Origin of the sequence: Polynucleobacter sp. MWH-UH23A, from assembly GCF_040409805.1 — a bacterium.
Classification (GTDB): domain Bacteria; phylum Pseudomonadota; class Gammaproteobacteria; order Burkholderiales; family Burkholderiaceae; genus Polynucleobacter.
This window is the reverse complement of the sequence record NZ_CP099572.1, coordinates 390,284-414,766: the sequence shown is the minus strand read 5'-3', so window position 1 is coordinate 414,766 and position 24,483 is coordinate 390,284. Positions and strand designations below refer to the sequence as shown.

Genomic DNA, 24,483 nt, shown 5'->3' with positions numbered 1-24,483 from the left:
GAAGTTGTATTAAATTTATTTTACGGTGGCAAGAGCTTCATTCAAGCTCGCCTCATCAAAGACTGGAATGCCAGTCACTTGATCATTAATACGCTTTGTAAGACCAGCCAATACTTTTCCAGGTCCACACTCAACGACTTGAGTGATGCCTTGGGCAGCCATTGCCTGAATGGTTTCTTGCCAGCGCACTGGCTTAGCAGCTTGACGCACTAGTGCATCTTTAATTGCAGTAGGATCATTCAAGATTTCAACATCCACGTTGTTAATCACCGGAATCGTTGGTGCCTTGAATTCGATATTCGCCAAATAGCCTTTTAACTTTTCAGAGGCAGGTTGCAGTAGGGAAGAGTGGAATGGTGCCGATACAGGTAAAGGTAGCGCACGTTTAGCACCTGCGGCTTTTAGTAACTCACAGGCTTTAGCTACTGCATCACTTGCTCCGGCAATCACCACTTGGCCAGGCGCATTAAAGTTCACCGCCTCAACCACACCGCCTGAAGCGGAGCTAGCTTCAGCACAAACCTGAATAACAACCGCATCATCCAAACCCAAGATGGCTGCCATACCACCCGTACCAACTGGCACTGCAGTTTGCATCGCTTCAGCACGAAAACGAACCAAAGGAACAGCATCCTTAAATGAAATCACTCCAGACGCAACTAATGCAGAGTATTCGCCCAAACTATGGCCCGCCATCACTTTAGGCGCAGCACCACCGGCAGCCAGCCAAGCACGATAAAACGCCACGGCAGCGGTCAACATCACTGGTTGAGTGTTGGTAGTTAAAGCAAGCGCTTCGGCAGGGCCTTCGGCAATCAGTTTTGCCACATCTTCACCTAGAGCTTCAGAAGCCTCTTGCAATGTAGCGCGAACTTCAGGACGCTCAGAAATCGAATTAAGCATGCCTACTGATTGTGATCCTTGGCCTGGGAATACGAATGCGAATGTCATAGTCGAGATAGGTGAGATTTACGAATTGAAATAAAGGAAATAAACAGAATAGCTTTTTGAGTTCTTAGTATTTGAGCGCTACCGCACCCCAAGCAAAACCACCGCCAACTCCTTCCAATAAAAGATGTTGACCTCGCTTGATTTGACCAGATCGCACACCAGCATCTAAAGCTAATGGAATCGAAGCGGCTGAAGTATTACCGTGCTCATGAACTGTCACGATGACTTTATCCATGGACATTCCCATTTTTTTAGCAGTACCTTCCATAATGCGAATGTTTGCCTGATGAGGAACCAACCAATCAATCTGCTCTGGCCTCAGTTTTGCTTTTTCTAAAACTTCATGAGCGACTTGCTCCAATACTTTTACAGCCAGCTTGAAAACTGCTTGCCCATCCATGGTCATAAATGGGGAGCCATGAACTGTTCCATTACCAGAGCGTCCTGGCACACATAAAATGTCACGCTGACTACCATCCGCATGCAATGCGGTTGACAGAATGCCAGCTTCATTTGAAGCCTCAAGCACTACTGCACCAGCACCATCACCGAATAGCACACAAGTTCCGCGATCCTGGAAATCCAAAATCCGTGAGAAGGTTTCAGCGCCAATCACCAATACTTTTTTATAAGAACCTGCACGAATGAAGGCATCCGCTGTAGCAAGTGCATAAGTGAAACCTGCACATACAGCCTGCACATCAAAAGCCGCGCATGCAGTATGAGCGCCTAACTTATCTTGCACCACACAAGCCGTACTCGGAAAACCACCCAAGTGATCAGGGGTGGAAGTGGCGAGGATGATGAGGTCTAAGTCGGCTGAGGTGATGCCAGCGCTGGTCAAAGCAGCCTGTGCAGCCTTTACTGCTAAATCGCTAGTCAATTCATTTTCAGCAGCAAAGTGGCGCGCAGAAATTCCACTGCGAGTCGTAATCCACTCATCACTTGTCTCTAAGCCTGACTTGGCAAGACGCTCAACTAGATCTTGGTTTGTTAAACGCTGCGCTGGAAGATAGCTTCCTGTGCCAGCTACTCTTGCATAACTACTCATACCGTTGTCTCCGCCACAAAGGCTGCGGCAATACGTTCAACCATGCGATTTTTAGCCGCTTCATATGCACGATCCAATGCAAATCCAAATGCAAATCGATCGGCAGATCCATGGCTCTTAATCACACAACCACGCAAACCTAACAATACCGCGCCGTTATAGCGACGATGATCAACACGTTTGCGAACACGTAACAGGGGAACCATTGCACAAATCGCCATCAATTTGGTAAGTAGAGAGCGGTTAAATTCTTCGCGAATCATGCCGCTCATCATCTTAGCCAAACCTTCGCTAGCCTTGAGTACTACATTACCAACAAAGCCATCGCACACCACAATATCTGTGGTGCCTTTAAAAATGTCATTGCCTTCAACGTTGCCGTAAAAATTCAAATTGCTTTGGCGAAGTAGTTCACTTGTCTGTTTCACTACCTCATTGCCTTTAATGACTTCTTCACCAATATTCAAAAGACCAATCGAAGGATTTGGTTTGCCATCTACTACTTGCACCATTACGTTAGCCATCTGAGCGAATTGCAGTAAATGCATGGGCTCGCAATCCGCGTTCGCACCTAAATCCAGCATGGTCGTGCCGCGCCCCAGCTCATTTGGAATTGCGGTTGCAATCGCAGGGCGATCAACACCTTCCAGTGTTTTGAGTATGTAGCGAGAAATCGCCATGAGTGCGCCGGTATTGCCAGAAGAAATCACTGCATCAGCAGCACCTTCTTTTACCTGCTCAATTGCCACACGCATGGAAGAATCTTTTTTGCGACGCAAAGCAACTTCGATAGGGTCATCCATCAAGACCACTTCACTCGCAGGAATAATTTGAATGCGCTCCATGGGAGCGTTAGAAGATTTACTTAAGACCTGCTTAATTAAATCCGGATCGCCTACAAGGGCGATCTTGACGTCAGCGTGTTTTTCTAAAAAGTCGCAAGCGGCGGGGACGGTCACGACGACCCCATGATCTCCGCCCATGGCATCAATAGCAAGAGTAACGCTCATAAACTCATTGATTGCTACAAGTGATTTATCTAAGAAAAAAGCGGCTATAAGTGAGCCGCTTCGATCTATTTAGACTAAAAAATTAGTCGTTTTTAGTTTTAACTACTTTACGACCACGATAGTAGCCGTTAGGTGAAATGTGGTGGCGCAAATGTGCCTCACCAGTTGTGGCTTCAACAGCCGTAGCAGGTGCGGTCAAAAAGTCGTGCGCACGGTGCATGCCACGTTTGGATGGTGATTTTTTATTTTGTTGAACGGCCATAATGAACTCCTAAGCAAGGCGACATTCTAGCATGGAAAAGCGTCTAAATGCTTGATTTATCTGCAAACAAGGGCTGAAACAACACCCCATTTTTAACAAGCTTTTTCAGTTTTTCTTCATATTTTTCAATATGTTAAAGGGATTTTCGCGCTCAGCCGGTACTTCATCCTCATCATCCTCCCCAAAAACCGGGGTATGAGGCTCACAAAAACCCTCAGGATGCTTTGGAATCAAGGGGATAGACAGCAAAATCTCATCCTCGATGGTCTCTAAAAGGTTAAATTGCTGGCTGGCCACTAGAGGCTCCCGATCCTCATCCTCCGGTGGATACTCATCCGCCTGAGATTCGGTGGCTAAGAAGATAAATTGGCGCTTTTCGTCCAATTCGACTGCGCAACCCTGCAAGCAGCGCTGGCAAGTCAAATGCAGTCTGCCTTTCAAGCCCAATTCCATGATTTGATGGGACTCGCTACCAGGTAAAGACTCAAAGTGAGTTTTGATATCCCAATCAAAGCCATCCCCAGGAAGAACAGCCGTTACCTCCTCCGCTACCCTTGGCAAGTCTGGGATGCTTAAAAAGCCGGAGCCTTTGTAGGACTGTGGTGCGCAGAAATCAATCCGCCGCAAAGCATTCGGCTCTGCGGGCAACTGAACTTGAGGTAAAGCATGATTTCGATCCATGACATCAGTCTAAATCAAGAATAAGGATGGTGACTTTTCAGTCGCTTGCCTCCCATTTTTCCATATCACTTTTCCTTAATTACTTTCCTTTCTTTCTCAGTCAGTTGAAAATACGCAGCAATGAGTCATTTTGCAAACACATCCAAAAATCCATCGCTCATTTTAGCGTCCACGTCTGCATATCGACGTGAGCTATTAGCTCGTTTGCGCATTCCATTTGAAGTTGTTTCTCCCAAGGTAGATGAAACCCCATTAACTGGCGAGAGCACACTGGATTTGGCAAGGCGTCTTGCGCACGCAAAAGCGGAAGCTGTTGCTAAGCAATATCCAGATGCTTGGGTAATCGGCTCTGATCAAGTTGCCGATCTTTGTGGCGCAGCAATCGGCAAACCAGGTAACTTTGAAAGAGCCATGGCGCAATTGCAATTAATGCGAGGACAAACTGTAACGTTTCACACCGCTTTATGCCTAATGAAAGGCGATACACAAACTACGCTTAGCATTCCCACAGAAGTGTGTTTTCGCAAACTACCAGATACCGTTTTAGAAAACTATCTATTAGCGGAAGAGCCTTATGACTGCGCAGGTAGCGCCAAGTCTGAAGGTTTAGGAATCAGCTTACTTGAATCTATCAAAAGCGATGACCCTACCGCCCTCATCGGCCTTCCCTTGATTGCTCTGACTGGACTATTGCGTGATGCTGGTTTTGCAATTCCAGCAAAGAAATAAGTACCCCAGCAACTAACTAAAAAATTATTCATGGCAAAACTTGGAACACTATTCTTAGTTCCCAATACCTTGGGCAATGAAAATCGTGCAGAGCAATTGCCATGGATCTTGCCGTCTGAGACGATTGCAAGTACAGCAAAACTCAAGCACTGGATTGTTGAGGATGCAAAAACCGCGCGCGCATTTCTGAAGGCAATTGATAGCACCTCACCACTTGCATGCACCATACAAGAAATGCAAATGAGTGAATGGCGTGGTGCCGCGCGCAATGCAAAGTATGGCGACTCAGTAAAACCCGCTGATTTATTAAAACCACTGCTAGCTGGCAACGATATGGGCTTAATGTCAGAAGCGGGAGTTCCTGGAGTAGCTGATCCAGGGGCAGAGCTTGTACTTGCCGCACATAAACTTGGCGCCCAAGTCAAACCTCTTGTAGGGCCAAGCTCGATCTTGCTGGGTTTAATGGCGAGTGGCTTGAATGGCCAGCGATTTGCATTCCAGGGATACCTACCTCAAGATACCCATGAACGCAGTAGCAAACTTAAACAATTAGAAACAGAATCCCGCAAATTACAACAAACGCAAATTTGGATTGAGACGCCTTATCGCAACACTGCGATGCTCATGGCTTGCATCAACTCACTTGCGCCGCAAACACAGCTTTGTCTTGGGGTAGATTTAAGCCTGCCATCAGAAATGATTGTCACATTGCCAATTGCGGAGTGGCGCAAGCGTTATCCAAATGAAACTTCATGCGCCTCATTACAAAATAGGCCAACAGTATTTCTCCTATTGGCCTAGATTTAAGGTAATTGCAGAAAGTAAGTTTGCTTACTTAAGACTGTTCACTTAAGATCAGGCGCCTTTACCAGAGCCTTACCGGCAGCGGCACCTGCTTCAGCGCCAAAACGTTTTGCCACGCGTTCAGCAAAGTTTTCTTTCATGGTGTAGTCAAGCACGTCAGGAGCCTTGAGGATATCGCGCGCTACCGAATCGACTGTGCCGTAGCCATCAACCAAACCTAATTTGACTGCTTGCTCACCATTCCAAATACGACCTGAGAAAAGGTCAGGGCTATCTTTTAAGCGAGAGCCTCTACCCTCTTTAACAACTTGAATAAATTGCTGGTGAATCTCATCAATCATGGTCTTAACCATCTCAACCTGCTTAGGCTCTTCTTTACTAAATGGATCAAGCATGCCTTTATTTGAACCCGCAGTAATCATGCGGCGAGTTACGCCTAACTTATCCATGAGGCCTGTGAAACCAAAGCCCTCCATGATCACGCCGATTGATCCCACAAGGCTTGCCTTATCTACCAAAATTTGATCGGCTGCTACTGCAACATAGTAGCCACCTGAGGCGCAAATATCTTCGACCACTACGTAAAACGGCTTGTTTGGATAAAGCTTACGTAAACGATGAATTTCATCGTTAATCATTCCTGCTTGCACTGGAGAACCGCCTGGGCTATTGATGCGTAGAACCACGCCAGCACTATGCTCATTCTCAAAAGCAGACTGCAGTGAAGAATTAATATCCATTGCATTAGCCATAGTGCTTGAAGAAATTTCTCCCTCCAAAGTAACCATCGCAGTATGTCTTTCAACACTCATGCCGCGACCAGGTAAATGAAAATCAAATACCGCAAAGAGCACGGCTACGATGACTAAGAGTGTTAGCACTCGCAAAACTGCCTTCCAGCGGCGCGCCTTACGGGTCTCTTTTAGATTTTCCAAGAGCAGGTGCTCAAGCGCTTGACGTTCCCAGTTTGAATTTGAATTATTTTCCATCTTGCATCCTCAATTTTTCTGCTTCTGAATTGTATTTTGCTATTTTCAATATATTCAACTAAACATTGGCTTTGAGCCACTGGGAGAGTTGAGCGACATCATCAACATGCGCCAATGATGGCGATGCCCTTAAGGTGTCTGGGGGATGAGCGCCATAAGTCACTGCAACCGCATCTACCCCAGCATTTGCAGCCATATCCAAATCATGAGTGGTATCGCCAATCATGAGCATGCGGCGTGTTGGCACTTGAGTTATATCAGATAACTCGAGCAACATTGCTGGATGGGGTTTAGAAAAAGATTCATCAGCGGTCCTAGTCTCATGAAAGAGATGTCCGATCTGATGATGATTCAAAGAACGATTCAATCCCACTCTGGACTTGCCTGTGGCAACGCCCAATAAAAACTGATTCGCCCTTAACTCCTCCAACAACTCACGAATGCCTACAAATAAATCCAACTCATGATCTTTTGCTAAATAGTGATAACGAAAACGATCCGTCAATTGCTGAAAATGCTTTGGCTCAATCCAGGGCACAGCTCTACGCAAGGAGTCTTGTATTCCTAAACCAATGACAGAACTTGCCAAGGTATCGTCCGGCTCTTTAAATCCCAGGTCGCGACATGCTTGCTGAATGCAATGCACGATTGTTGGCGTGGAGTCCATGATGGTTCCATCCCAATCCCAAACAATCAGGTCGTAGCGTCGATCGGCTTTTTCAGATTTCTCTACTGGAGTCATTCTTGGGTGTTATTTGCTTGCTCAAAGGTTTTCATCATGGCGATAAATTCTGCTGGAATAGGCGATTCAATCCGCATCTTCTCACCAGAACGTGGATGAGTGAATCCGGCAAGATGGGCATGTAAATACAAGCGTTTCGACTTGATTTGCTTATCTTGATCTTCAAAACCGTATTTATCGTCACCCAAAATAGCATGGCCTAATTTTTGAAGATGCACACGTATTTGATGCGTGCGTCCTGTTTTTAATTGGGCCTCTGCCAAGGTAATAGCAGCGTCATCTCGCTTCATCACTTTACTCACTCGCAATGCGGTATGGCTTGGTAAGCCCTCTGGGTCAACGCGCACACGACGCTCACCGTTGGCTAACAAGTATTTATGCAATGGGTATTTGAGTTGCATGACCTGCGCGCCCTGTTTAATTTCACCATGGGCAAGTAAGTAATAGCGCTTGTCTGTTTGATTCTCACGTATCTGACGATGCAGCTCTACTAAGGCGCTGCGTTTTTTAGCAAGCAACAAAACCCCAGAGGTGTCCCTATCCAAGCGATGGACCAACTCCAAAAACTTTAGTTCTGGACGAGCAATACGCAAGGTCTCAATGACTCCCAGAGTAATTCCAGAGCCGCCATGAACCGCAAGTCCGGATGGCTTATCCACAATTAAGAGCGCCTCATCCTCAAACAAGACTGGCATTTTGTCTAGATAAGCATGGGCTCGTGACTTGGTTTGCGCAGCATTAACACTAGCCATTTGGGCTGGCTCAGCAATTCTGACGGGGGGAACTCGGACCACATCACCCTCAACTAAGCGAGTGGTTGGCTCTGCTCGCTTCTTATTTACCCGGACCTCACCTGAGCGAATAATTCGATAAACATGGCTTTTAGGAACCCCTTTTGCCCAACGCAGCAAATAGTTGTCCAGGCGTTGGCCGGCCTCTTCCGGGCCAATAGTCTGCAAATGAACTGCCGCTGGTGCTCGCGCTTGGGCTACTTTAGACTTAGAAACTGGGTTGGATTTCATGATTTATTTCTCTTGCCACCCCGAAAAAAGGTGTCAAGGGACTCAACAATACCCCATTCCCATTCAACTTGTGCCGTATAATCAACGCTCTAGCCGATTTTTGACTAGATCCCTACCGAAGTTCGGTATGAATATTGGAGCTTGGAGTCGCCCTTAAATAGACTCCCGGGGTTGCCCCTCCCCTGTTGAATGAGGCGCAGGGTTGGTGTGCCGTATGCCGCGACCCGCGATTAGATGACAGTTTTCAGGCGCGCGCCTGCATCGATGACCTAAAGGAGGTCTCTGCGGCGATCGTCAAGTGTGGCACCGATTTAACCAAACGTTAACTGGGTGAACTAGGCAAAAAGTGCCTAGATTTGCATGCTCCACACTTTCACACCGCTATGGTTTAGCCCAAGGCGGTATTCAATCTGTCCCCTAACGCACCGGCTTACTTCCACCCCCCAACAGGAGAGTGTTATGAAACGCATGTTGTTTAATGCAACTCAACAAGAAGAGTTGCGTGTTGCCATCGTCGATGGCCAAAAACTTATCGATATTGATATCGAAGCTGCCGGTCGCGAACAGCGCAAAGGCAATATTTACAAAGGTGTTATTACCCGTATTGAGCCTTCGCTTGAGGCCTGCTTTGTTAACTATGGTGAAGAGCGTCATGGCTTCCTGCCATTTAAGGAGGTTGCTAGAGCCTATTTCAAGGAAGGTATTGATGTTCGCAACGCATCCATTAAGGATGCCCTACGCGAAGGTCAAGAAATCATTGTTCAGGTAGAAAAAGAAGAGCGCGGCCAAAAAGGCGCTGCACTTACCTCCTTTATCTCCCTGGCTGGACGTTACTTGGTATTAATGCCAAACAATCCACGTGGAGGCGGCGTTTCTCGTCGCATTGAAGGCGAAGACCGTCAAGAACTCCGTGAAGCGATGGCTCAATTAGAAGTGCCTGATGGCATGAGCATTATTGCTCGAACAGCAGGTATTGGGCGTGACGCTACTGAACTGCAGTGGGACTTAAGCTATCTCTTGCAATTGTGGAAAGCGATTGATGAGGCTGCCAAAGGCAACTCTGCACCATTACTCATTTACCTTGAATCTAGCTTGGTGATTCGTGCGATCCGCGATTACTTCCAGCCAGATATTGGTGAGATCCTCATTGATACCGACGATATCTATGAGCAAGCCGCTGCCTTTATGTCAGTGGTGATGCCGGATAACTTGCCACGAGTAAAGCGCTATCAAGATGATGTGCCGCTTTTCTCTCGTTTCCAAATCGAACATCAAATCGAGACCGCATACTCACGTACTGTGCCATTGCCATCTGGCGGCGCAATCGTGATCGACCACACAGAAGCGCTTGTTTCTGTCGACGTTAACTCCGCTCGCGCAACTCGTGGTTCTGATATTGAAGAAACTGCGACTCGCACGAACTTAGAAGCTGCCGATGAAATCGCACGTCAAGCACGTCTACGTGACTTGGGTGGCTTGATCGTGATTGACTTCATCGACATGGAATCAAGCAAAGCACAAAAAGACGTTGAGAATCGCTTACGTGATGCCCTGCGCCATGATCGTGCCCGTGTACAGATGGGCAAGATCTCCAAATTTGGCTTGATGGAAATGTCACGCCAACGTTTGCGTCCTGCACTTTCCGAAGGTAGCCACGTAACCTGTCCACGCTGTAATGGCACTGGTCATATTCGTGATGCTGAATCATCTGCATTGCAAGTGCTACGGATCATTCAAGAAGAGGCTATGAAAGAGAATACTGCGGCGATTCATACGCAGGTTCCAGTTGAGGTAGCCGCATTCTTGTTAAATGAGAAACGTGCTGAAGTGATCAAGATCGAAACACGCTTCAAGGTCAACGTACTCTTGGTTCCAAACAAGCACTTAGAAACTCCGCATTACAAGCTTGAGCGCTTACGCCATGATGATCCCCGTTTAGATGATCAGAAGGCTAGCTACGTAATGGCTGAAGAAGCTGCGCGTGAATTAGAGACTGATACAACCGTAAGTAAAAAAGATGCGGATGTAAAAGCGCGCCCAGAGGCAGCTGTTAAGGGTATTACTCCAACACAGCCAGCACCAATTGCTCAGCCACGTCCTGCACGTGCGGAGAAAGCCAGCTCTGAAAGTTCTGGCGGCTTCTTTAGCTTTATTAAAAAGCTCTTTTCCTCTTCACCAGCGGTAGAAGAGAAGCCAGCACAAAGTGGTAACCGTGGCCGCAACCAAGGTCGCAACGGCAATAACCGCGACCGTAATCGCGGCCGCAACCGTCGTGGCGAGCGTCCTGCTGCGAATGCTGCAGAAAGCGGAAATACTGAAGGCGCGAATAATCGCAATGGCAATAACCGTAACAATAATCGTAACCAAGGCAATCAAGGTAATCAAAACGGTCCGAAGACTGAGCAAAACGCAAACCGCAATAACAATCAAGCTAACGTTGCGGCACTAACACCTGCAACAGAGGCTGTACCAGGTAATGAAGTTGCTACTGGCGCGGATGGTGAAGAGCGCCGTGGTCGCGGACGTAATCGCCGTGGTCGCGGACGTAATCGCAATGAGCGTGGTGACCGTAGCGAGCGCGCAGAAAATGGCAGCACTTCACCAGAAGGAGCGACTGCTTCAGCCAGCCCCTTTAGTGGGCCTCCCGCAGGAATGGCTGGCGCATCCGCAAGCATGCCTATTCAAAATATTGTGAGTAGCTTTAGTAATGCAAAGCCTGCAAGTCAGCGTCAAGGACGATCTGAGCGTTCATCACGTCCACCACGTGAATCTCGCTCTGAGCAAATTACATCTGTAGTAGCGACCACTCCAACATCACCAGCACCCGTAGCAGCTGTTGCTGTTACTGCAATTGAAGTGATTGCCAAACCTATGCCAGAGCTTCCCAAGGTGGCTTTCCAAGCACTCGAAGAAACTCCGCTGCATAGCGTTGTGCAATCCGCAGGTATGATTTGGGTTGCAACTGATGCGTCCAAGCACGCTGAAGTGCAAACACAAATTAAAGCTGAGACAGTAGTTCATAACTTAGGCCGCACACCAAAACCCGCCGCGACTCTCCCTGAAGGCCCAATGGTCCTTGTGGAAACCGGCGGTCAAGAAAAAACCGTTTAGTACGTTTAAAACGTTAAAGACGGTTAGCGCCCAAACCTCTTTTCTCTAAGCCGCCCGATATCCCAAAAGGATTTTGGGCGGTTTGGCAGAAAGCTGATTTCAAAGCCATAATTGGGGATATGGTCGAAAAAGCAATTCCCAACCCATCTAAAGTTATCCCGATTCGCATTGATGAAGGCAGAGGCCTTGCGCCAAGCATTGGCACAGAGTTGCGCGCACCCCACAATCAGACTAAAGATACTCGTGGTCGCCCCTTACGCGATCTACGCATTTCAGTAACGGATCGCTGTAACTTTCGCTGCACTTACTGCATGCCCAAGGAAGTCTTTGACCAAAACTATCCTTACCTTGCTCACAAAGAATTGCTGAGCTTTGAAGAAATTACTCGTCTGACAACCATCTTCTCCAGCTTAGGTGTTGAAAAAATTCGTTTAACTGGTGGCGAGCCTCTACTTCGCAAAAATTTAGAATTACTCATTGAAATGCTGGCAGCCATTCGCACTCCAGCAGGCAAACCATTAGATTTAACGCTAACTACTAATGGCAGTATTTTGCGCAAGAAGGCAGCTAGCCTGAAAGCAGCTGGTTTACATAGACTCACGGTGAGTCTTGATGGCTTGGATGATGCAGTCTTTCGGAAAATGAATGATGTGGATTTTCCTGTTGCTGATGTTTTAGATGGAATTTCTGCCGCACAAGAAGCAGGCTTTGAGAACACCAAAGTCAACATGGTGGTAAAGAAAGGTACAAACGATCATGAGATCGTTGCGATGGCCAAGCACTTCAAAGGCAGCGGCATCATTCTGCGCTTTATTGAGTTTATGGATGTTGGCAGCTCCAATGGCTGGAATATGACAGAGGTACTCCCTTCTAAAGAGGTAATTGCCCGCATCAATGCAGTATTCCCACTGGTATCAGCAGAACCAAACTACTCGGGCGAAGTAGCGCAACGCTGGCGCTATCAAGATGGTTCAGGTGAAATTGGCGTTATTTCGAGCGTTACCCAAACTTTTTGCCATGAATGCACCCGCGCCAGAATCTCTACTGATGGCCAAATGTATTTATGCCTGTTTGCTAATTCAGGCTTTGATTTCAAAACTCTGCTTCGTTCAGGTAAGTCTGATTTAGAAATTGCTAATGCCATTATGAATACCTGGTCTACTCGCGAAGATCACTATTCAGAAATTCGGGGCTCACATACAGCCGATCAATCAACTGGTGGTCGCAAGGTTGAAATGTCTTACATAGGTGGTTAATGATTAGCAGTGAACAAATTACGGGTTTGATATTGGCCGGTGGTCGTGCACAGCGTATGGGCGGTATTGATAAAGGTCTTATTCCTTTTCATCAAAAACCTTTAATTGAAGCGACCATCCAACGACTCAAAACGCAAGTTGGATCTATTCTGATTAATGCCAATCGCAACATTACCAAGTACGCCGCCTATGGTTATCCCGTCATCATGGATGAGACCCCTGACTTTTCAGGGCCTCTTGCAGGATTCCTGATGGGTCTTAAAAACTGTAAGACGCCTTATTTACTGACAACCCCTTGCGATTCACCCTTATTTCCAAAGGATCTAGGCGCTAAGCTTGCTAGTGAGCTAGAGCGTAATGACTTGGATTTAGTCTACGCATCTAGCAAAGAGGCTGATGGTAAGGTATGGGCACAACCTGTCTTTTGTTTAATGCGTGCTAGTTTGCAAGATTCTTTAAGTTCTTTTTTAAGCAAAGGTGATCTCAAAATTGATCGCTGGTTTAAAGAACTTAAAAGCGGCACAATTGTTTTTGATGATGCTCACGCCTTTGCTAATGCCAACACACCAGAAGAATTGCAATCTCTAGAGGCGGCATCATGAGTCAATCGCCTAATGATCCAATACTGCTCACCTCATCACTGCATGTAGATGAAGCGCGTAAGGCAATTGCCAATCTAGTGAATCAGCTTTTACAGGAAGCGCCGTCAATTAATAGCCCCGATGCCATTGAAACGGTCACCCTTGATCAATCCATTAACCGAATTCTTGCGCAAGACCTGCTTTCACCTATCGATGTACCTGCTGCAGATAACTCTGCTATGGATGGTTTTGCATTTGATGGCAAATGCTTAGAAGGCAGTCAAGCAGAAATCAAACTACGCATTGTAGGGACTGCTTTGGCTGGCAAACCCTACACTGGAAAAATTGCTAAGGGTGAATGTCTCAAAATCATGACTGGCGCAGTAATGCCAAGCGATTGCGATACCGTCATTCCGCAAGAATTTACAACTAGCCCTGATTCTGAGCACATCTGCTTTCATGCCAGTCAACTGAAGGCCGGTGAAAATAGACGCTTACGCGGTGAAGATCTGCAAAAAGGAAAAGCGGCTATTTCTGCAGGAAGATTGCTGCGTCCATCAGATTTAGGTTTAGCCGCTTCACTTGGTGTTCGCACTCTCAAAGTAAAACCCAAATTGAAGGTTGCGATTCTGTCTTCAGGTAACGAACTTCGTTCCTTAGATCAGGCTTTGGATGCTGGAAGTATTTATGATAGTAATCGTTACAGCTTGACTGGTCTACTCAATCGCCTCAATCTAGACATTATTGATTGTGGCATTGTGCGGGACGATCCGACCTCACTCAAAAATGCATTTATTGATGCAGCCTCAAAAGCAGATGTGCTTATCTCCTCGGGCGGAGTATCAGTCGGTGAGGCGGATTTCACAAAACAAATCATGCAAGAGTTAGGTGATGTCGGCTTCTGGAAAATCGCTATGCGGCCAGGGCGCCCAATGGCATTTGGAACGCTTAGGCCAGTTCCTGGAAAGACATCAGCGAGCAAAACCCTATTCTTTGGTCTGCCTGGCAACCCTGTTGCCGTCATGGTGACCTTCTATCAATTTGTACGCAGTGCTTTACTGCAACTCAATGGCGCCAGCCAAACAGAGGTTCCATTGGTACAAGCCATCTCTGAAACAACGATACGGAAAAAGCCTGGTCGCACCGAGTTCCAGCGCGCAATCCTCGGACGCAATACCGAAGGCAAGCCTAGCGTGAAACTCACAGGCAGCCAGGGCGCAGGTATTTTGCGATCTATGAGCGAGGCAAACTGCTTCGTCATTTTGGGTCATGATCAAGGAAATGTTGCTGCTGGCGAGTGGGTAGATATAGCGCTTTTTGATGGACTGCTTTAAGATTGCACCATCATGAAACTAACCAAAAAAGAACTTGCTTTCCTAGACCCAACGCATACAGCCAAAACACTGGTATTGGTTTATCTCTGTTTCTCGGTTCCAATCGTTTTGCTTGCTTTGTTTGTCGCCTTCATTCGTGACGGCGCTATTCCTGGGTTTACCGTTCTGTCTGCCTTGATTTTAAATGCCTTGCTGGGATTTGGCCTGCTCTGGGTTGCATGCAAAGTTTACAACTGGGTTGCTGGAAAATTCGGCGGCATTGAACTTGCACTGCGTGATCTTCCAGAAGAAATTGAAGCCGAGTAATTTTCTAGTTTCACTCGATTAAACAAAAGAGCCGAGATATCTCGGCTCTTTTGTTTTACAACTAATAAGTTGCGATTCTTATTTAACTAAGCCTTAAAAACTTCCGTATTAATTAAACTTGGTGGCTTTTTTCCAGATAGCGCAGCTATGACATTATCAATCGCTAAATCCACCATGGCTCTGCGTGTCTTTTCTGTCGCACTAGCAATATGAGGCGCAAGCACAACATTACTCAGCTTCAGTAATTCAGGATTAACTTTTGGTTCGCCTTCAAAGACATCTAAGCCAGCAGCAAATATCTTTTTCTCTCTTAAAGCTTGGGCTAAAGCCAAGTCATCCACAATGCCGCCCCGCGCAATATTAATCAGGGTTGCCGTGGGTTTCATTAGGGCAATCTCTTTTGCGCCAATGGTGTGATGATTCTCAGGGGTATAGGGCAAGACCAAGACAACGTGATCGGCCGAACGCAATAATTCTTCCTTTGAAACATAGTTTGCTCTACAAGCTTTTTCATCAACATCTGATAAACGGCTGCGGTTGTGATAAATCACATTCATACCAAATCCCAGTGCGCGCTTAGCAATTCCTTGACCGATGCGACCCATGCCAATAATGCCAATAGTGCTGTGATGCAAATCCATGCCGAGTGGATTATTCACAATCGACCATTTATCCCAATGACCCGCTCGCACCCAATGCTCTGACTCTGTAATTCTTCTGGCGGTTGCCATCAAGAGTGCGAAACCAAAATCGGCGGTGGTATCAGTCAGCACATCTGGAGTATTTGTTGCCATGACACCAGCGGCAGTAATTGCTGGCACATCAAAGTTGTTATACCCCACGGAAATATTAGCAACGACTTTTAGATCCTTTGCATTTGCCAATGCTGTAGCGTCAATACGCTCGCTACCAGCAACCAAAGCTCCTACAACTCCTGAGAGTTCTTTGTGCAATTGTTCAGGCGTGAAAATCACATCCTCTTGATTGGATCGAACCTCAAAGCTTGCCTCTAATTTAGCCAAAGCCTCCGGAAATATCGCCCGAGCGACCAATATTTTGGGTTTTGCGCCAGTATTTTGGGTATTAGTTGATGTATTCATAGGGGGAACTTTACCTCAAATAGATTGGGGTATTTCGGCTAAAATTGAGGTTTTACAACCCAGCAGCCCTCGTTTTTGGGCTCCATTCATTAAAACCATGACTTACGTTGTTACCGAATCCTGCATCCGCTGCAAATACACTGACTGCGTTGATGTTTGCCCAGTGGATTGCTTTCGCGAAGGCCCTAATTTTTTAGTAATCGATCCAGACGAGTGTATCGATTGCGCAGTGTGTGTTCCAGAGTGTCCAGTAAATGCGATTTATGCCGAAGATGATGTGCCAGGTGATCAACAAGCCTTCATTAAGCTCAATGCAGAGTTAGCTCCATCCTGGACTTCAATCACCAAATCTAAAGCAGCACTTCCAGATGCTGAAGAATGGAAAGACGTTAAAAACAAACTCGATCAGCTGCAGAGGTAAATCCTTCGCTCTTTAGCTAATTGCATTAACTCACCATATTCATTAAGTCAGAGAACTGCCTTGCACTCCCCCACAGAAGCTGATGCAGTCATCATTGGCGCCGGTCCTGTGGGGCTCTTTCAAGTTTTTGAACTTGGCCTCCTAGACATTAAGGCGCACGTCATAGATGCATTGCCAGAAATTGGCGGTCAATGCATTGAACTCTACCCCGATAAGCCTATCTACGATATTCCCGCGATACCCGTATGCACTGGTCGAGAGCTTGTTAGCAATCTTCTAAAACAAATCGAACCATTTAAACCCCAATTTCATTTGGGACAAGACGTTACGAGTCTTGAGCAACAAGAAGATGGTCGATTTCTATTGACGACCTCTGAAAACAAATCCTTTCTGGCTAAGACTGTGTTTATTGCTGCTGGAGTTGGCGCCTTCCAACCTAGGCTACTCAATCTCGAGGGCATTGAATCTCTAGTTGGCAAGCAAGTCTTCTACCACGTTAAACAGCCAGAACAATTTACAGGCAAACGGATTGTCATTTGTGGTGGCGGGGACGCTGCACTTGATTGGGCTTTGTATTTTGCTAACTCCGCATCAAGCATCACCCTCATTCATCGTCGTAATGACTTTAAAGCGGCGCCTCAGTCGATTACAAAAATGCGCGAACTTTGTGATGCGGGAAAGATTCAATTGCTCATTGGTCAAATTACCGGTCTTGAAGTACAAGATGGAACTTTGACTGGTGTTGCCGTGGACGATATTGAAGGGAATACCCAATCATTAGAGCTTGACGATCTTTTGATCTTCTTTGGACTCTCTCCAAAATTAGGTCCAATTGCTGAATGGGGCTTGGATATAGACCGCAAGCAAATCGCAGTTGATACCGAAAAATTTCAGACCAGTATTCCGGGTATTTACGCGGTAGGTGATATCAATATCTACCCCGGAAAGAAAAAGCTGATTTTGTCCGGCTTTCATGAGGCTGCCTTAGCTGCCTTTGCCGCAGCCGCCTATTTGAACCCTGAAAAGCCGATTCAGCTCCAATACACCACCACCTCCACCAAGCTGCATAAAGCCCTTGGGGTGCAGTCGCCCACATTCGAGTAAGCTATCCTTATTAGCAATTAATTAACAATACTTAGTACTTAATTTAGTTCCTACCCTATGCGCCAATATCACGATCTCATGAAAGAAGTCCTTGCTAAGGGCGTTAAAAAGTCTGACCGGACTGGCACAGGCACGATCTCTGTATTTGGGCATCAGATGCGCTTTAACCTGGCTGATGGCTTCCCAATGGTGACAACCAAGAAGCTACACCTCAAGTCCATCATTTATGAATTACTTTGGTTTCTCAAAGGTAGCACCGACAACAATTGGCTCAAAGAGCGTGGCGTATCGATTTGGAATGAATGGGCCGCACCAGATGGCGATCTTGGCCCCATCTACGGTTATCAATGGCGCTCATGGCCTGCACCCAATGGGCAACACATTGATCAGATTTCTGAAGTGGTTGAGACAATTAAAAAGAATCCTGACTCACGCCGCATTATTGTTTCAGCCTGGAATGTGGCGGATATTCCTCGTATGGCATTAGCACCATGCCATGCATTCTTTCAGTTCTATGTTGCTGAAGGCAAACTGTCTTGCCAACTCTATCAACGCAGTGCAGATATCTTCTTAGGCGTCCCATTTAACATCGCGAGCTATGCTCTGCTGACCCATATGATGGCGCAACAATGCAATTTAGAAGTAGGTGACTTTATTTGGACCGGCGGTGATTGCCATTTGTACAGCAATCACCTTGAGCAAGTGAATTTACAGCTATCTAGAGACTTTTTCCCACTACCGAAACTCAACATCCTCCGAAAACCGAACTCAATATTTGATTATGAGTTTGAGGATTTTGAAATCGTTGGCTACGAATCACATCCACATATCAAAGCTCCTGTAGCTGTATAAGATTGTTTATGACTCAACCTGCCATCTCCATGATTGTTGCTCGTTCACGTAACCACGTGATTGGTCGCGACAACCAGATGCCCTGGAAAATTTCAGCTGACCTCCAGTTTTTTAAACGCGTCACCATGGGTCATCCTGTCATTATGGGAAGAAAGACTTGGGAATCCATTGGTCGCCCATTGCCAGGACGTCGGAACATCGTAGTAAGCCGCAATGCAGACTACTCGCCTGCGGGCGCAGAGCTTGCTGGCTCACTAGATGAAGCGCTTGCCAGCCTCTCTGACTCACCAAGAGTATTCGTGATTGGCGGAGAGCAGCTATTTAAACAGGCGTTTCACAGAGCTGACCGTCTGTATGTAACAGAAATTGATATTGACGTGGAAGGCGGGGATACTTTCTTTGAAATCCCAAACGCATCCGATTGGAAAGAAGTTGAGCGAGTGCCAGGATCTGAAAACGATATTCACTTTGCCTTCCTTACTCTAGAGCGCAAGTAAGCACGAAATTAAAAGGCCCCGAGGGGCCTTTTTTACTGAACTATGATCTTAGAATCTTTGGCAAGCTGAGATAAGAACTCAAATTGCTTTTTCTGCATTAAACCAGCTCTGACAGCTTTTTCTGCCTGCTCAAATGTTGGTGGCTTGCTTGAACGCTTATCCTCAACCTTAATTAAATACCAAGCTTGTTGCATCTGGATTGGGGTAGACATCTGACCTTTGTTGAGATTGGCAATAGCAGCAGATAACGGCTGTGGAAGTTGGCCGAGCTGAACCCAGCCAGCCGCACCACCCTGAGCCTTATTGGGAGCAAGGGAAACGCTACGAGCAACCTTATCAAAGGCTTCGCCTTTTTTAATGCGACTCATAGCTGCTTGAGCATCTGCTTCACTTGCAACGGCAATATCGCTGATCTTGTATTCCACAATCATGCCTTGCGGGCCTAAAGATCCCACCTGCTTGTTGTACTCAGCACGCACATCGGCATCGGTAATAGGATTTTTTTCCATGAATGTGGCTAACTCTAGATCCGCTAAGTAGTTTTGGCGAATCATGGCTAGTTGCGTATTGGCCTTATCAGAATTTGCCAATCCGTCTTTCTCGGCCTGCTGAGAAAGTAATAACACTTCAATATATTTCTCGATCACCGCTTTGCGTAGTTCAGGAGAATCTTTCTGACCCTGAGATAAAGCAACTCGAATTCCTTGCTCAACCATATCATTCGTGATGATGACACCATTAACGGAAGCAGCCGCATTAATTGGCAACCCGCTTTGCTGGGCATAAATTGAACCTGTTGCAGCACTCAGCGTAGCAATCAATAGGCTTTTAAATACTAGTTTTCTCATGAGGACTCTCTTATCTTAGGAGTCTCAATGTTAACAGCTAGCATAAGCATGTCGGCATAACCGTCAGTAAAATAGTTTTATGTGTGTTCAATATCTAACTACCGACAACAATGCTTGGGTCAAATCCCACTTTGACCTAGAGTTGCCACCGTCAAGCGCCCATGATGTTTTTCCGACCTATCCAGGAATGATTGTTCTTAAGAGCCACAATACCCAACGAACTGCAATTGGCCCTGCTCGCTTTGGGCTCATTCCGGCATGGGCAAAAGACGAAGATTTTGGCAGGAAAACCTATAACGCTCGATCTGAAACGGTTAGCGAAAAACCTTCTTACAAAAACGCTTGGTCAAAACGTCACTTTGCATTAGCACTAGCAGATGCTTTTTATGAACCCTGCTATGAATCTGGCAAAGCTGTCAGAACAAAAATTGGTCAAGCCAATCAAGAGCCCATGGCAATTGCCTCCATTTGGGACACCTGGACCGAACCAGAAACAGGTGAATTAATTGTGTCATTCTCGATGCTAACGATTGATGCCAGCGAACACCCCATCATGCGACGTTGTCATAAGCCAGAAGATGAAAAGCGCACAGTTGTTCCATTACGACCAGATTTATTTGATCGCTGGCTCAATGCCACTCCCGATACTGCACTTGAGCTATTGAATTTAAATTCGATTCCGGAACTCGCCTTCTCCGAATAAAGACTAATCGGTTTTTATACTCCTAGGCTACAAACCATCTACGAATGGCAGGCAGTCGCAGAAAAAGTAAGCCTACGATCACGCCAGCATATATTGCTACTGTTCCTAAGTCATTTTTTCCAGCCTTATGCCACCAGTAGTGGGCAATGGCTGTGCAAGCGATGATGTAAACCAATTTATGCAATAAAGTCCATCGCCTGCCTAGCTTGCGAATCGCCCACTGATTGGATGTGAATGCTAGGGGCAATAATAAGACGAGGCTTAAGAAACCCATCGTAATGAATGGGCGCTTGAGAACATCATGAATCATTGCTTGCAAATCTAAAGATTGGTCTAAATAAAACCAAATTCCAAAATGGAGACAGGCATAGAAGAAACAAAAGAGTCCCAACATACGACGATACTTAATCCAACTCGCAGAACCTGTGATCATTCGCATTGGAGTCATGGCGAGAGTAATGCACAAAAATACCAAAGCCCAGGCGCCTGTTGAGCGGGTGATAAATTCGATTGGATTAGCTCCCAGGCCATCATCGTTCGCCAACCACAATAGGCGCGCTAGCGGCATTAGCGCAATAAAAAATAGAATAGTTTTGGATAACTTGATATTTGCCTGCATCACGTCATAGTAAGCCAAATATAAAAATGGCTCCAACAATCATTCGACTGATGGAGCCATGTATTACGAGCCAAAATTTTAAGCGAGAGTTAATCCTTCTTTATACAGAGGGAAGTTACGCACAGGCCTTCCAATCGCGGCCGATATCGCATTAGCGACAGCGGGACCAACGACACAAATGGTTGGCTCACCTACCCCACCCCAGAAATCATAAGTTGGCACCAGAACTGTTTCAATTCTGGGGGTTGAAGCCAATTTCAAGAGAGGATAAGAATCGAGGTTTTGTTGCTTAATACGGCCGTTTTCAACGGTAATTTCTGGATTGAAAATCGCACCTAAGGCCATCGCTACTGAACCCTCAATTTGCTCACGCGTTAAGTAAGGGTTGACGACGTGGCCCGAATTTAAAGCGAATACTAGGCGCTTCACATGTACCATTTTTCCATCGACTGAGACTTCGGCGACGCATGCCGAGTAGCTGGCATAACCCATAAACTGCGCAACGCCACGATAGGTGCCCGCAGGCAATGGCTTATCCCAATTTGCTTTTTCAGCGGCTGCATTGAGAACCCCCAAATGCTTTGGATGATTCTGCATAAGTACTTGCCTAAATTTCACAGGATCTTTGCCTGCCGCTTTGGCACACTCATCCATAAAGCATTCCATAAAGATGCCATTCTGGTTTGTATTAACGCCACGCCATGGTCCAACTGGAACGTGGGTATTTTTCATGACGTATTCAGTCAAGAGAGTTGGGAAGGTATAGCCAAGTTGCGCATCGGGGCCCTTTTCATAAAAGCCTTGTAATTGCCGCTCATCTTTGCCATCCTTGATTGCTGAAGGCGCTAATGTCGCGTTAATAGATTGGCCTGCCACTTTAATATGCATACCAGTCACATTGCCGCTGCTATCAATACCGGCGCTCATCTTGGCCATCGCAATCGGATGGTAGTAGTCATGGGTCATATCTTCTTCACGACTCCATAACACTTTTACAGGAGTGCCTGGAAATTTCATAGCGACTTTTGCAGCAAAAGTTGTAAAGTCTTGAGTGGAACCACGGCGACCAAGACCACAACCAGAGTCAAGCTTATAAACTTCACAGTTCGCTAGAGGAATGCCGGTAGCTTCTGACAATGCCGCTAATGAGCCTTCACCATTTTGTGTTGGCACCCAAGCCTCAGCACGGTCACCACTAATCTTCACAGTTGCGTTCATTGGCTCCATCGTGACGTGAGCTCGATATGGGGTGTAATAAATTGCTTCGACCTTCTTTGCGGAGCTATTAATTGCTTGAGGCGCATCACCCACTTTGCGCTGCCAGAAATCACCCTGCTCATCCAAGCCATTACGCAACATCTTATCGATATCGGCCTGTGAAACATTGGCGGCTTTGCCCTCATCCCAGACGATCGGCAAAGCATTCAAAGCAGTGTTTGCACGCCACCATGTATCAGCCACGACGGCAACAGTACTATCGTTAATCTGGACAACGCCTTTGACACCACGCATTCCCCGAATCTTTGCCTCGTCATAACTGACAAGCTTGCCACCAAAAACCGGGCAGGACTTCACCGATGCGCACAACATGTCTGGCATTTGCAAATCGGCACCATACACCTTGGTACCGTTGACTTTATTGGCGGTATCAATGCGTGCGTAAGGCTGACCAGCAACCTTCCACTTGCGAGGATCTCTTAGGGTGATTGATTTTGGATCAGGGGGAGTTAAGGTAGATGCCAGCTCAGCAACTTTTCCGTAAGTTGTTTTGCGCCCAGATGGGATGTGTGTAATCACCCCTTTATCAACAGTCAATTCACTAACAGGAACATTCCATTGATTTGCAGCAGCCTGAAGCAACATGATACGAGCAGCTGCTGCACCACGTCGCACATAGTCTTCTGATATTCGGATGCCGCGACTGCCACCAGTACCGTGCTCACCCCAAACGCGCTTGCGTGCCAAGCTTTGTCCTGGTGTGGCTGACTGTGTTTTGACTTTTTTCCAGTTACATTCCAACTCTTCGGTCACTAATTGCGCCAAGCCAGTTCGAGTTCCCTGCCCCATCTCTGATCGAGCAATACGAATATAAACGGTGTCATCTGGTTTAATGCTTACCCAGGCATTGACTTCTGCATCACCAGCTTTAGTAGGCGTATTAGGGTCATATTGCGCCCCAGCCTGGGCCAAAGCGTTTTCTGGTAAAGCGCCAATACCCAACATGAGGCCTCCGCCAAGCACGGTGCCCTTGATAATGAAATCGCGACGTGAAGTATTTTCGAGTGTCATATTCTTCTCCTTAACCACGTGTTGCTGGAGAAGCTTGGTATTGCGCCAGCACATCCGCTAATTTTTTCTGACCTGATGCCACATGAATGCCATCACGAATTTTTTGATAAGTTCCGCAACGGCAAATATTTGACATCGCATTATCGATATCAGCATCTGTTGGTTTTGGAATGCGCTTGAGCAATGCTGCAGCGGCCATCACCTGACCGGACTGACAGTAACCACACTGAGGGACATCTAATGCAATCCATGCTTTCTGCACTGGATGTGTATTGTCTTTAGAGAGCGACTCAATAGTAGTGATCTTGGCAGCGCCAACAGCTGAGACGGGAATAGAACAAGAACGCACTGGCTCGCCATTCATATAGACAGTGCAGGCGCCACATTGCGCAACGCCACACCCATACTTGGTACCAGTTAAACCCACCACTTCCCGTATCGCCCACAACAAGGGCATATTTGGCTCCACGTCAATATTGTGGACTTGACCATTGATATTTAGCTGCATGCTGCCTCCTTTATTTTATTTTTCGAATTACTATAAATCATTATGAGATTTGTGCGTTTGCACAAGAAATGCGACCTTTGCCCTCCATTTGCCATCTATGCTCAGCAGCGACAATTGGTATCCAGTTCCTAGGTAATTTGCTATTCTGAGACCTCTAGCAAGGATATCTATGACAAACAATCACCAAGACCAAAACGACGAAGACTTTAACTATGGTTGCGAATGCGCCATGACCCTACTAAATGAACCTACTGAAGACTGCCTTAACGACCTCATTGACGAGCTGGACGAGGATGGGATGATCTCAACCGAAGTGGTCTATGGATTATTGGCAACTATCCTAATGAGCCTCAATGAGAAGGCTCAAGAAGGTGATGAGCATTAATTTTTAGGTTTGAACTTGAGTTTGAATTTGTGCAGCAAAGCCATCCATCTTTTTAGCCATTTCAATATCTAATTGCGTTAATGCGTTTTCTGAATGAGTGCTTAAGCGCACATTGACTCGATTCCAGGTGTTTGACCAATCAGGATGATGATCGATTTCTTCAGCGAATTGGGCACAAAGCGTCATAAAAGCAAATGCCTGTTGAAAGTCTTTAAAAATAAAGTTGCGCTCGATTGCAATACCTGCAATATCCCGTTTCCATAAGGGAAGATGTTTCTCAAAATCAAAATCGTTTGGCAATCTAGTAGACTTCACTTTGTTAGACCCC

At 46.4% G+C, this 24,483-nt stretch carries 27 protein-coding genes; 13 read left to right on the top strand and 14 right to left on the bottom strand.

Annotated features, from left to right (window positions below; genetic code table 11):
- Positions 1-15 precede the first annotated feature (15 nt).
- From fabD to NHB35_RS02225, 5 genes are all read right to left on the bottom strand, one after another.
- Positions 16-951, bottom strand: coding sequence for an ACP S-malonyltransferase (gene fabD, locus NHB35_RS02245; RefSeq protein ID WP_353432778.1), 936 nt, complete (start codon positions 949-951; stop codon positions 16-18).
- 64 nt (positions 952-1,015) lie between these two features.
- Positions 1,016-2,002, bottom strand: coding sequence for a beta-ketoacyl-ACP synthase III (locus NHB35_RS02240; protein ID WP_353432777.1), 987 nt, complete (start codon positions 2,000-2,002; stop codon positions 1,016-1,018).
- A complete protein-coding gene (gene plsX, locus NHB35_RS02235) occupies positions 1,999-3,012 on the bottom strand; it encodes a phosphate acyltransferase PlsX (RefSeq protein WP_353432776.1) in 1,014 nt (337 codons plus the stop codon). Before plsX ends, NHB35_RS02240 begins: the two co-directional genes overlap by 4 nt.
- An 82-nt stretch (positions 3,013-3,094) precedes the next feature.
- A complete protein-coding gene (gene rpmF / locus NHB35_RS02230) occupies positions 3,095-3,274 on the bottom strand; it encodes a 50S ribosomal protein L32 (protein ID WP_011902241.1) in 180 nt (59 codons plus the stop codon).
- 105 nt (positions 3,275-3,379) lie between these two features.
- A complete protein-coding gene (locus NHB35_RS02225) occupies positions 3,380-3,955 on the bottom strand; it encodes a DUF177 domain-containing protein (protein WP_353432774.1) in 576 nt (191 codons plus the stop codon).
- A gap of 120 nt (positions 3,956-4,075) precedes the next feature.
- Between NHB35_RS02225 and NHB35_RS02220 the strand changes: the two genes are divergently transcribed.
- Together NHB35_RS02220 and NHB35_RS02215 are read left to right on the top strand one after the other, a co-directional pair.
- The gene (locus NHB35_RS02220) at positions 4,076-4,684 is read left to right on the top strand and encodes a Maf family nucleotide pyrophosphatase (protein ID WP_353432772.1); all 609 of its coding nucleotides are present in this window, start codon (positions 4,076-4,078) and stop codon (positions 4,682-4,684) included.
- 30 nt (positions 4,685-4,714) lie between these two features.
- Positions 4,715-5,485, top strand: a complete 771-nt coding sequence (locus NHB35_RS02215; RefSeq protein WP_353432771.1) for an SAM-dependent methyltransferase — start codon at positions 4,715-4,717, stop codon at positions 5,483-5,485.
- A gap of 44 nt (positions 5,486-5,529) precedes the next feature.
- Here the strand turns inward: NHB35_RS02215 and sppA are convergent, their stop codons facing one another.
- From sppA to NHB35_RS02200, 3 genes are read right to left on the bottom strand one after another with little or no spacing between them, the layout of a single operon-like run.
- Entirely contained in the window at positions 5,530-6,477 is a 948-nt protein-coding gene (gene sppA, locus NHB35_RS02210) for a signal peptide peptidase SppA (protein WP_353432769.1), read from the bottom strand.
- A gap of 58 nt (positions 6,478-6,535) precedes the next feature.
- Positions 6,536-7,219, bottom strand: coding sequence for an HAD-IA family hydrolase (locus NHB35_RS02205; RefSeq protein ID WP_353432768.1), 684 nt, complete (start codon positions 7,217-7,219; stop codon positions 6,536-6,538).
- Entirely contained in the window at positions 7,216-8,241 is a 1,026-nt protein-coding gene (locus NHB35_RS02200; protein ID WP_353432767.1) for an RluA family pseudouridine synthase, read from the bottom strand. The genes NHB35_RS02205 and NHB35_RS02200 overlap by 4 nt, the downstream gene beginning before the upstream one ends.
- Positions 8,242-8,700: 459 nt before the next feature.
- Between NHB35_RS02200 and NHB35_RS02195 the strand changes: the two genes are divergently transcribed.
- From NHB35_RS02195 to NHB35_RS02175, 5 genes are all read left to right on the top strand, one after another.
- Complete coding sequence (locus NHB35_RS02195) at positions 8,701-11,352, top strand: Rne/Rng family ribonuclease (protein ID WP_353432765.1); 2,652 nt, start codon at positions 8,701-8,703, stop codon at positions 11,350-11,352.
- Positions 11,353-11,471: 119 nt separating this feature from the next.
- Positions 11,472-12,608: a GTP 3',8-cyclase MoaA gene (gene moaA, locus NHB35_RS02190; RefSeq protein WP_353432763.1), complete on the top strand. Its 1,137-nt coding sequence runs from the start codon at positions 11,472-11,474 to the stop codon at positions 12,606-12,608.
- Positions 12,608-13,210 (top strand): molybdenum cofactor guanylyltransferase MobA, encoded by a 603-nt coding sequence (gene mobA, locus NHB35_RS02185; RefSeq protein ID WP_353432762.1) that lies wholly within the window; start codon positions 12,608-12,610, stop codon positions 13,208-13,210. Before moaA ends, mobA begins: the two co-directional genes overlap by 1 nt.
- Positions 13,207-14,523, top strand: a complete 1,317-nt coding sequence (glp, locus tag NHB35_RS02180; RefSeq protein ID WP_353432761.1) for a gephyrin-like molybdotransferase Glp — start codon at positions 13,207-13,209, stop codon at positions 14,521-14,523. Before mobA ends, glp begins: the two co-directional genes overlap by 4 nt.
- A gap of 12 nt (positions 14,524-14,535) precedes the next feature.
- Positions 14,536-14,829: a hypothetical protein gene (locus NHB35_RS02175; protein ID WP_353432760.1), complete on the top strand. Its 294-nt coding sequence runs from the start codon at positions 14,536-14,538 to the stop codon at positions 14,827-14,829.
- A gap of 86 nt (positions 14,830-14,915) precedes the next feature.
- Here the strand turns inward: NHB35_RS02175 and NHB35_RS02170 are convergent, their stop codons facing one another.
- Positions 14,916-15,929, bottom strand: a complete 1,014-nt coding sequence (locus NHB35_RS02170; protein WP_353432759.1) for a D-glycerate dehydrogenase — start codon at positions 15,927-15,929, stop codon at positions 14,916-14,918.
- A 97-nt stretch (positions 15,930-16,026) separates the two neighbouring features.
- Here NHB35_RS02170 and fdxA point away from each other — a divergent pair, with 97 nt between their 5' ends.
- Genes fdxA through NHB35_RS02150 form a run of 4 tightly spaced genes read left to right on the top strand, consistent with a single transcriptional unit; the run spans position 16,027 to position 18,803 of the window.
- Positions 16,027-16,350: a ferredoxin FdxA gene (gene fdxA / locus NHB35_RS02165; protein ID WP_353432758.1), complete on the top strand. Its 324-nt coding sequence runs from the start codon at positions 16,027-16,029 to the stop codon at positions 16,348-16,350.
- 60 nt (positions 16,351-16,410) lie between these two features.
- Positions 16,411-17,454 carry an NAD(P)/FAD-dependent oxidoreductase gene (locus tag NHB35_RS02160; RefSeq protein WP_353432756.1) on the top strand — a complete coding sequence of 348 codons (1,044 nt, stop codon included), beginning with the start codon at positions 16,411-16,413 and terminating at the stop codon, positions 17,452-17,454.
- Positions 17,455-17,511: 57 nt separating this feature from the next.
- Complete coding sequence (locus NHB35_RS02155; protein WP_353432755.1) at positions 17,512-18,306, top strand: thymidylate synthase; 795 nt, start codon at positions 17,512-17,514, stop codon at positions 18,304-18,306.
- A gap of 8 nt (positions 18,307-18,314) precedes the next feature.
- On the top strand, positions 18,315-18,803 hold the full coding sequence (locus tag NHB35_RS02150; protein ID WP_353432754.1) for a dihydrofolate reductase: 489 nt from the start codon (positions 18,315-18,317) through the stop codon (positions 18,801-18,803).
- Between the two features lie 32 nt (positions 18,804-18,835).
- On the opposite strand, the gene NHB35_RS02145 is transcribed toward NHB35_RS02150, so the two are convergent.
- The gene (locus tag NHB35_RS02145) at positions 18,836-19,651 is read right to left on the bottom strand and encodes a peptidylprolyl isomerase (protein ID WP_353432752.1); all 816 of its coding nucleotides are present in this window, start codon (positions 19,649-19,651) and stop codon (positions 18,836-18,838) included.
- A 79-nt stretch (positions 19,652-19,730) separates the two neighbouring features.
- On the opposite strand from NHB35_RS02145, the gene NHB35_RS02140 reads away from it, so the two are divergent.
- A complete protein-coding gene (locus NHB35_RS02140; RefSeq protein ID WP_353432750.1) occupies positions 19,731-20,354 on the top strand; it encodes an SOS response-associated peptidase family protein in 624 nt (207 codons plus the stop codon).
- A 22-nt stretch (positions 20,355-20,376) separates the two neighbouring features.
- Here the strand turns inward: NHB35_RS02140 and NHB35_RS02135 are convergent, their stop codons facing one another.
- The 3 genes from NHB35_RS02135 to NHB35_RS02125 are packed head-to-tail and all read right to left on the bottom strand — an operon-like array spanning position 20,377 to position 23,770.
- Complete coding sequence (locus tag NHB35_RS02135) at positions 20,377-21,009, bottom strand: protein-methionine-sulfoxide reductase heme-binding subunit MsrQ (protein WP_353432748.1); 633 nt, start codon at positions 21,007-21,009, stop codon at positions 20,377-20,379.
- Between the two features lie 42 nt (positions 21,010-21,051).
- Positions 21,052-23,262: a molybdopterin cofactor-binding domain-containing protein gene (locus NHB35_RS02130; RefSeq protein ID WP_353432747.1), complete on the bottom strand. Its 2,211-nt coding sequence runs from the start codon at positions 23,260-23,262 to the stop codon at positions 21,052-21,054.
- 10 nt (positions 23,263-23,272) lie between these two features.
- Positions 23,273-23,770 carry a (2Fe-2S)-binding protein gene (locus tag NHB35_RS02125; protein WP_215390245.1) on the bottom strand — a complete coding sequence of 166 codons (498 nt, stop codon included), beginning with the start codon at positions 23,768-23,770 and terminating at the stop codon, positions 23,273-23,275.
- A gap of 169 nt (positions 23,771-23,939) precedes the next feature.
- Between NHB35_RS02125 and NHB35_RS02120 the strand changes: the two genes are divergently transcribed.
- The gene (locus NHB35_RS02120; protein ID WP_353432746.1) at positions 23,940-24,155 is read left to right on the top strand and encodes a hypothetical protein; all 216 of its coding nucleotides are present in this window, start codon (positions 23,940-23,942) and stop codon (positions 24,153-24,155) included.
- A gap of 3 nt (positions 24,156-24,158) precedes the next feature.
- Here the strand turns inward: NHB35_RS02120 and NHB35_RS02115 are convergent, their stop codons facing one another.
- Positions 24,159-24,470 carry a 4a-hydroxytetrahydrobiopterin dehydratase gene (locus NHB35_RS02115; RefSeq protein ID WP_353432745.1) on the bottom strand — a complete coding sequence of 104 codons (312 nt, stop codon included), beginning with the start codon at positions 24,468-24,470 and terminating at the stop codon, positions 24,159-24,161.
- Between the last annotated feature and the right edge of the window lie 13 nt (positions 24,471-24,483).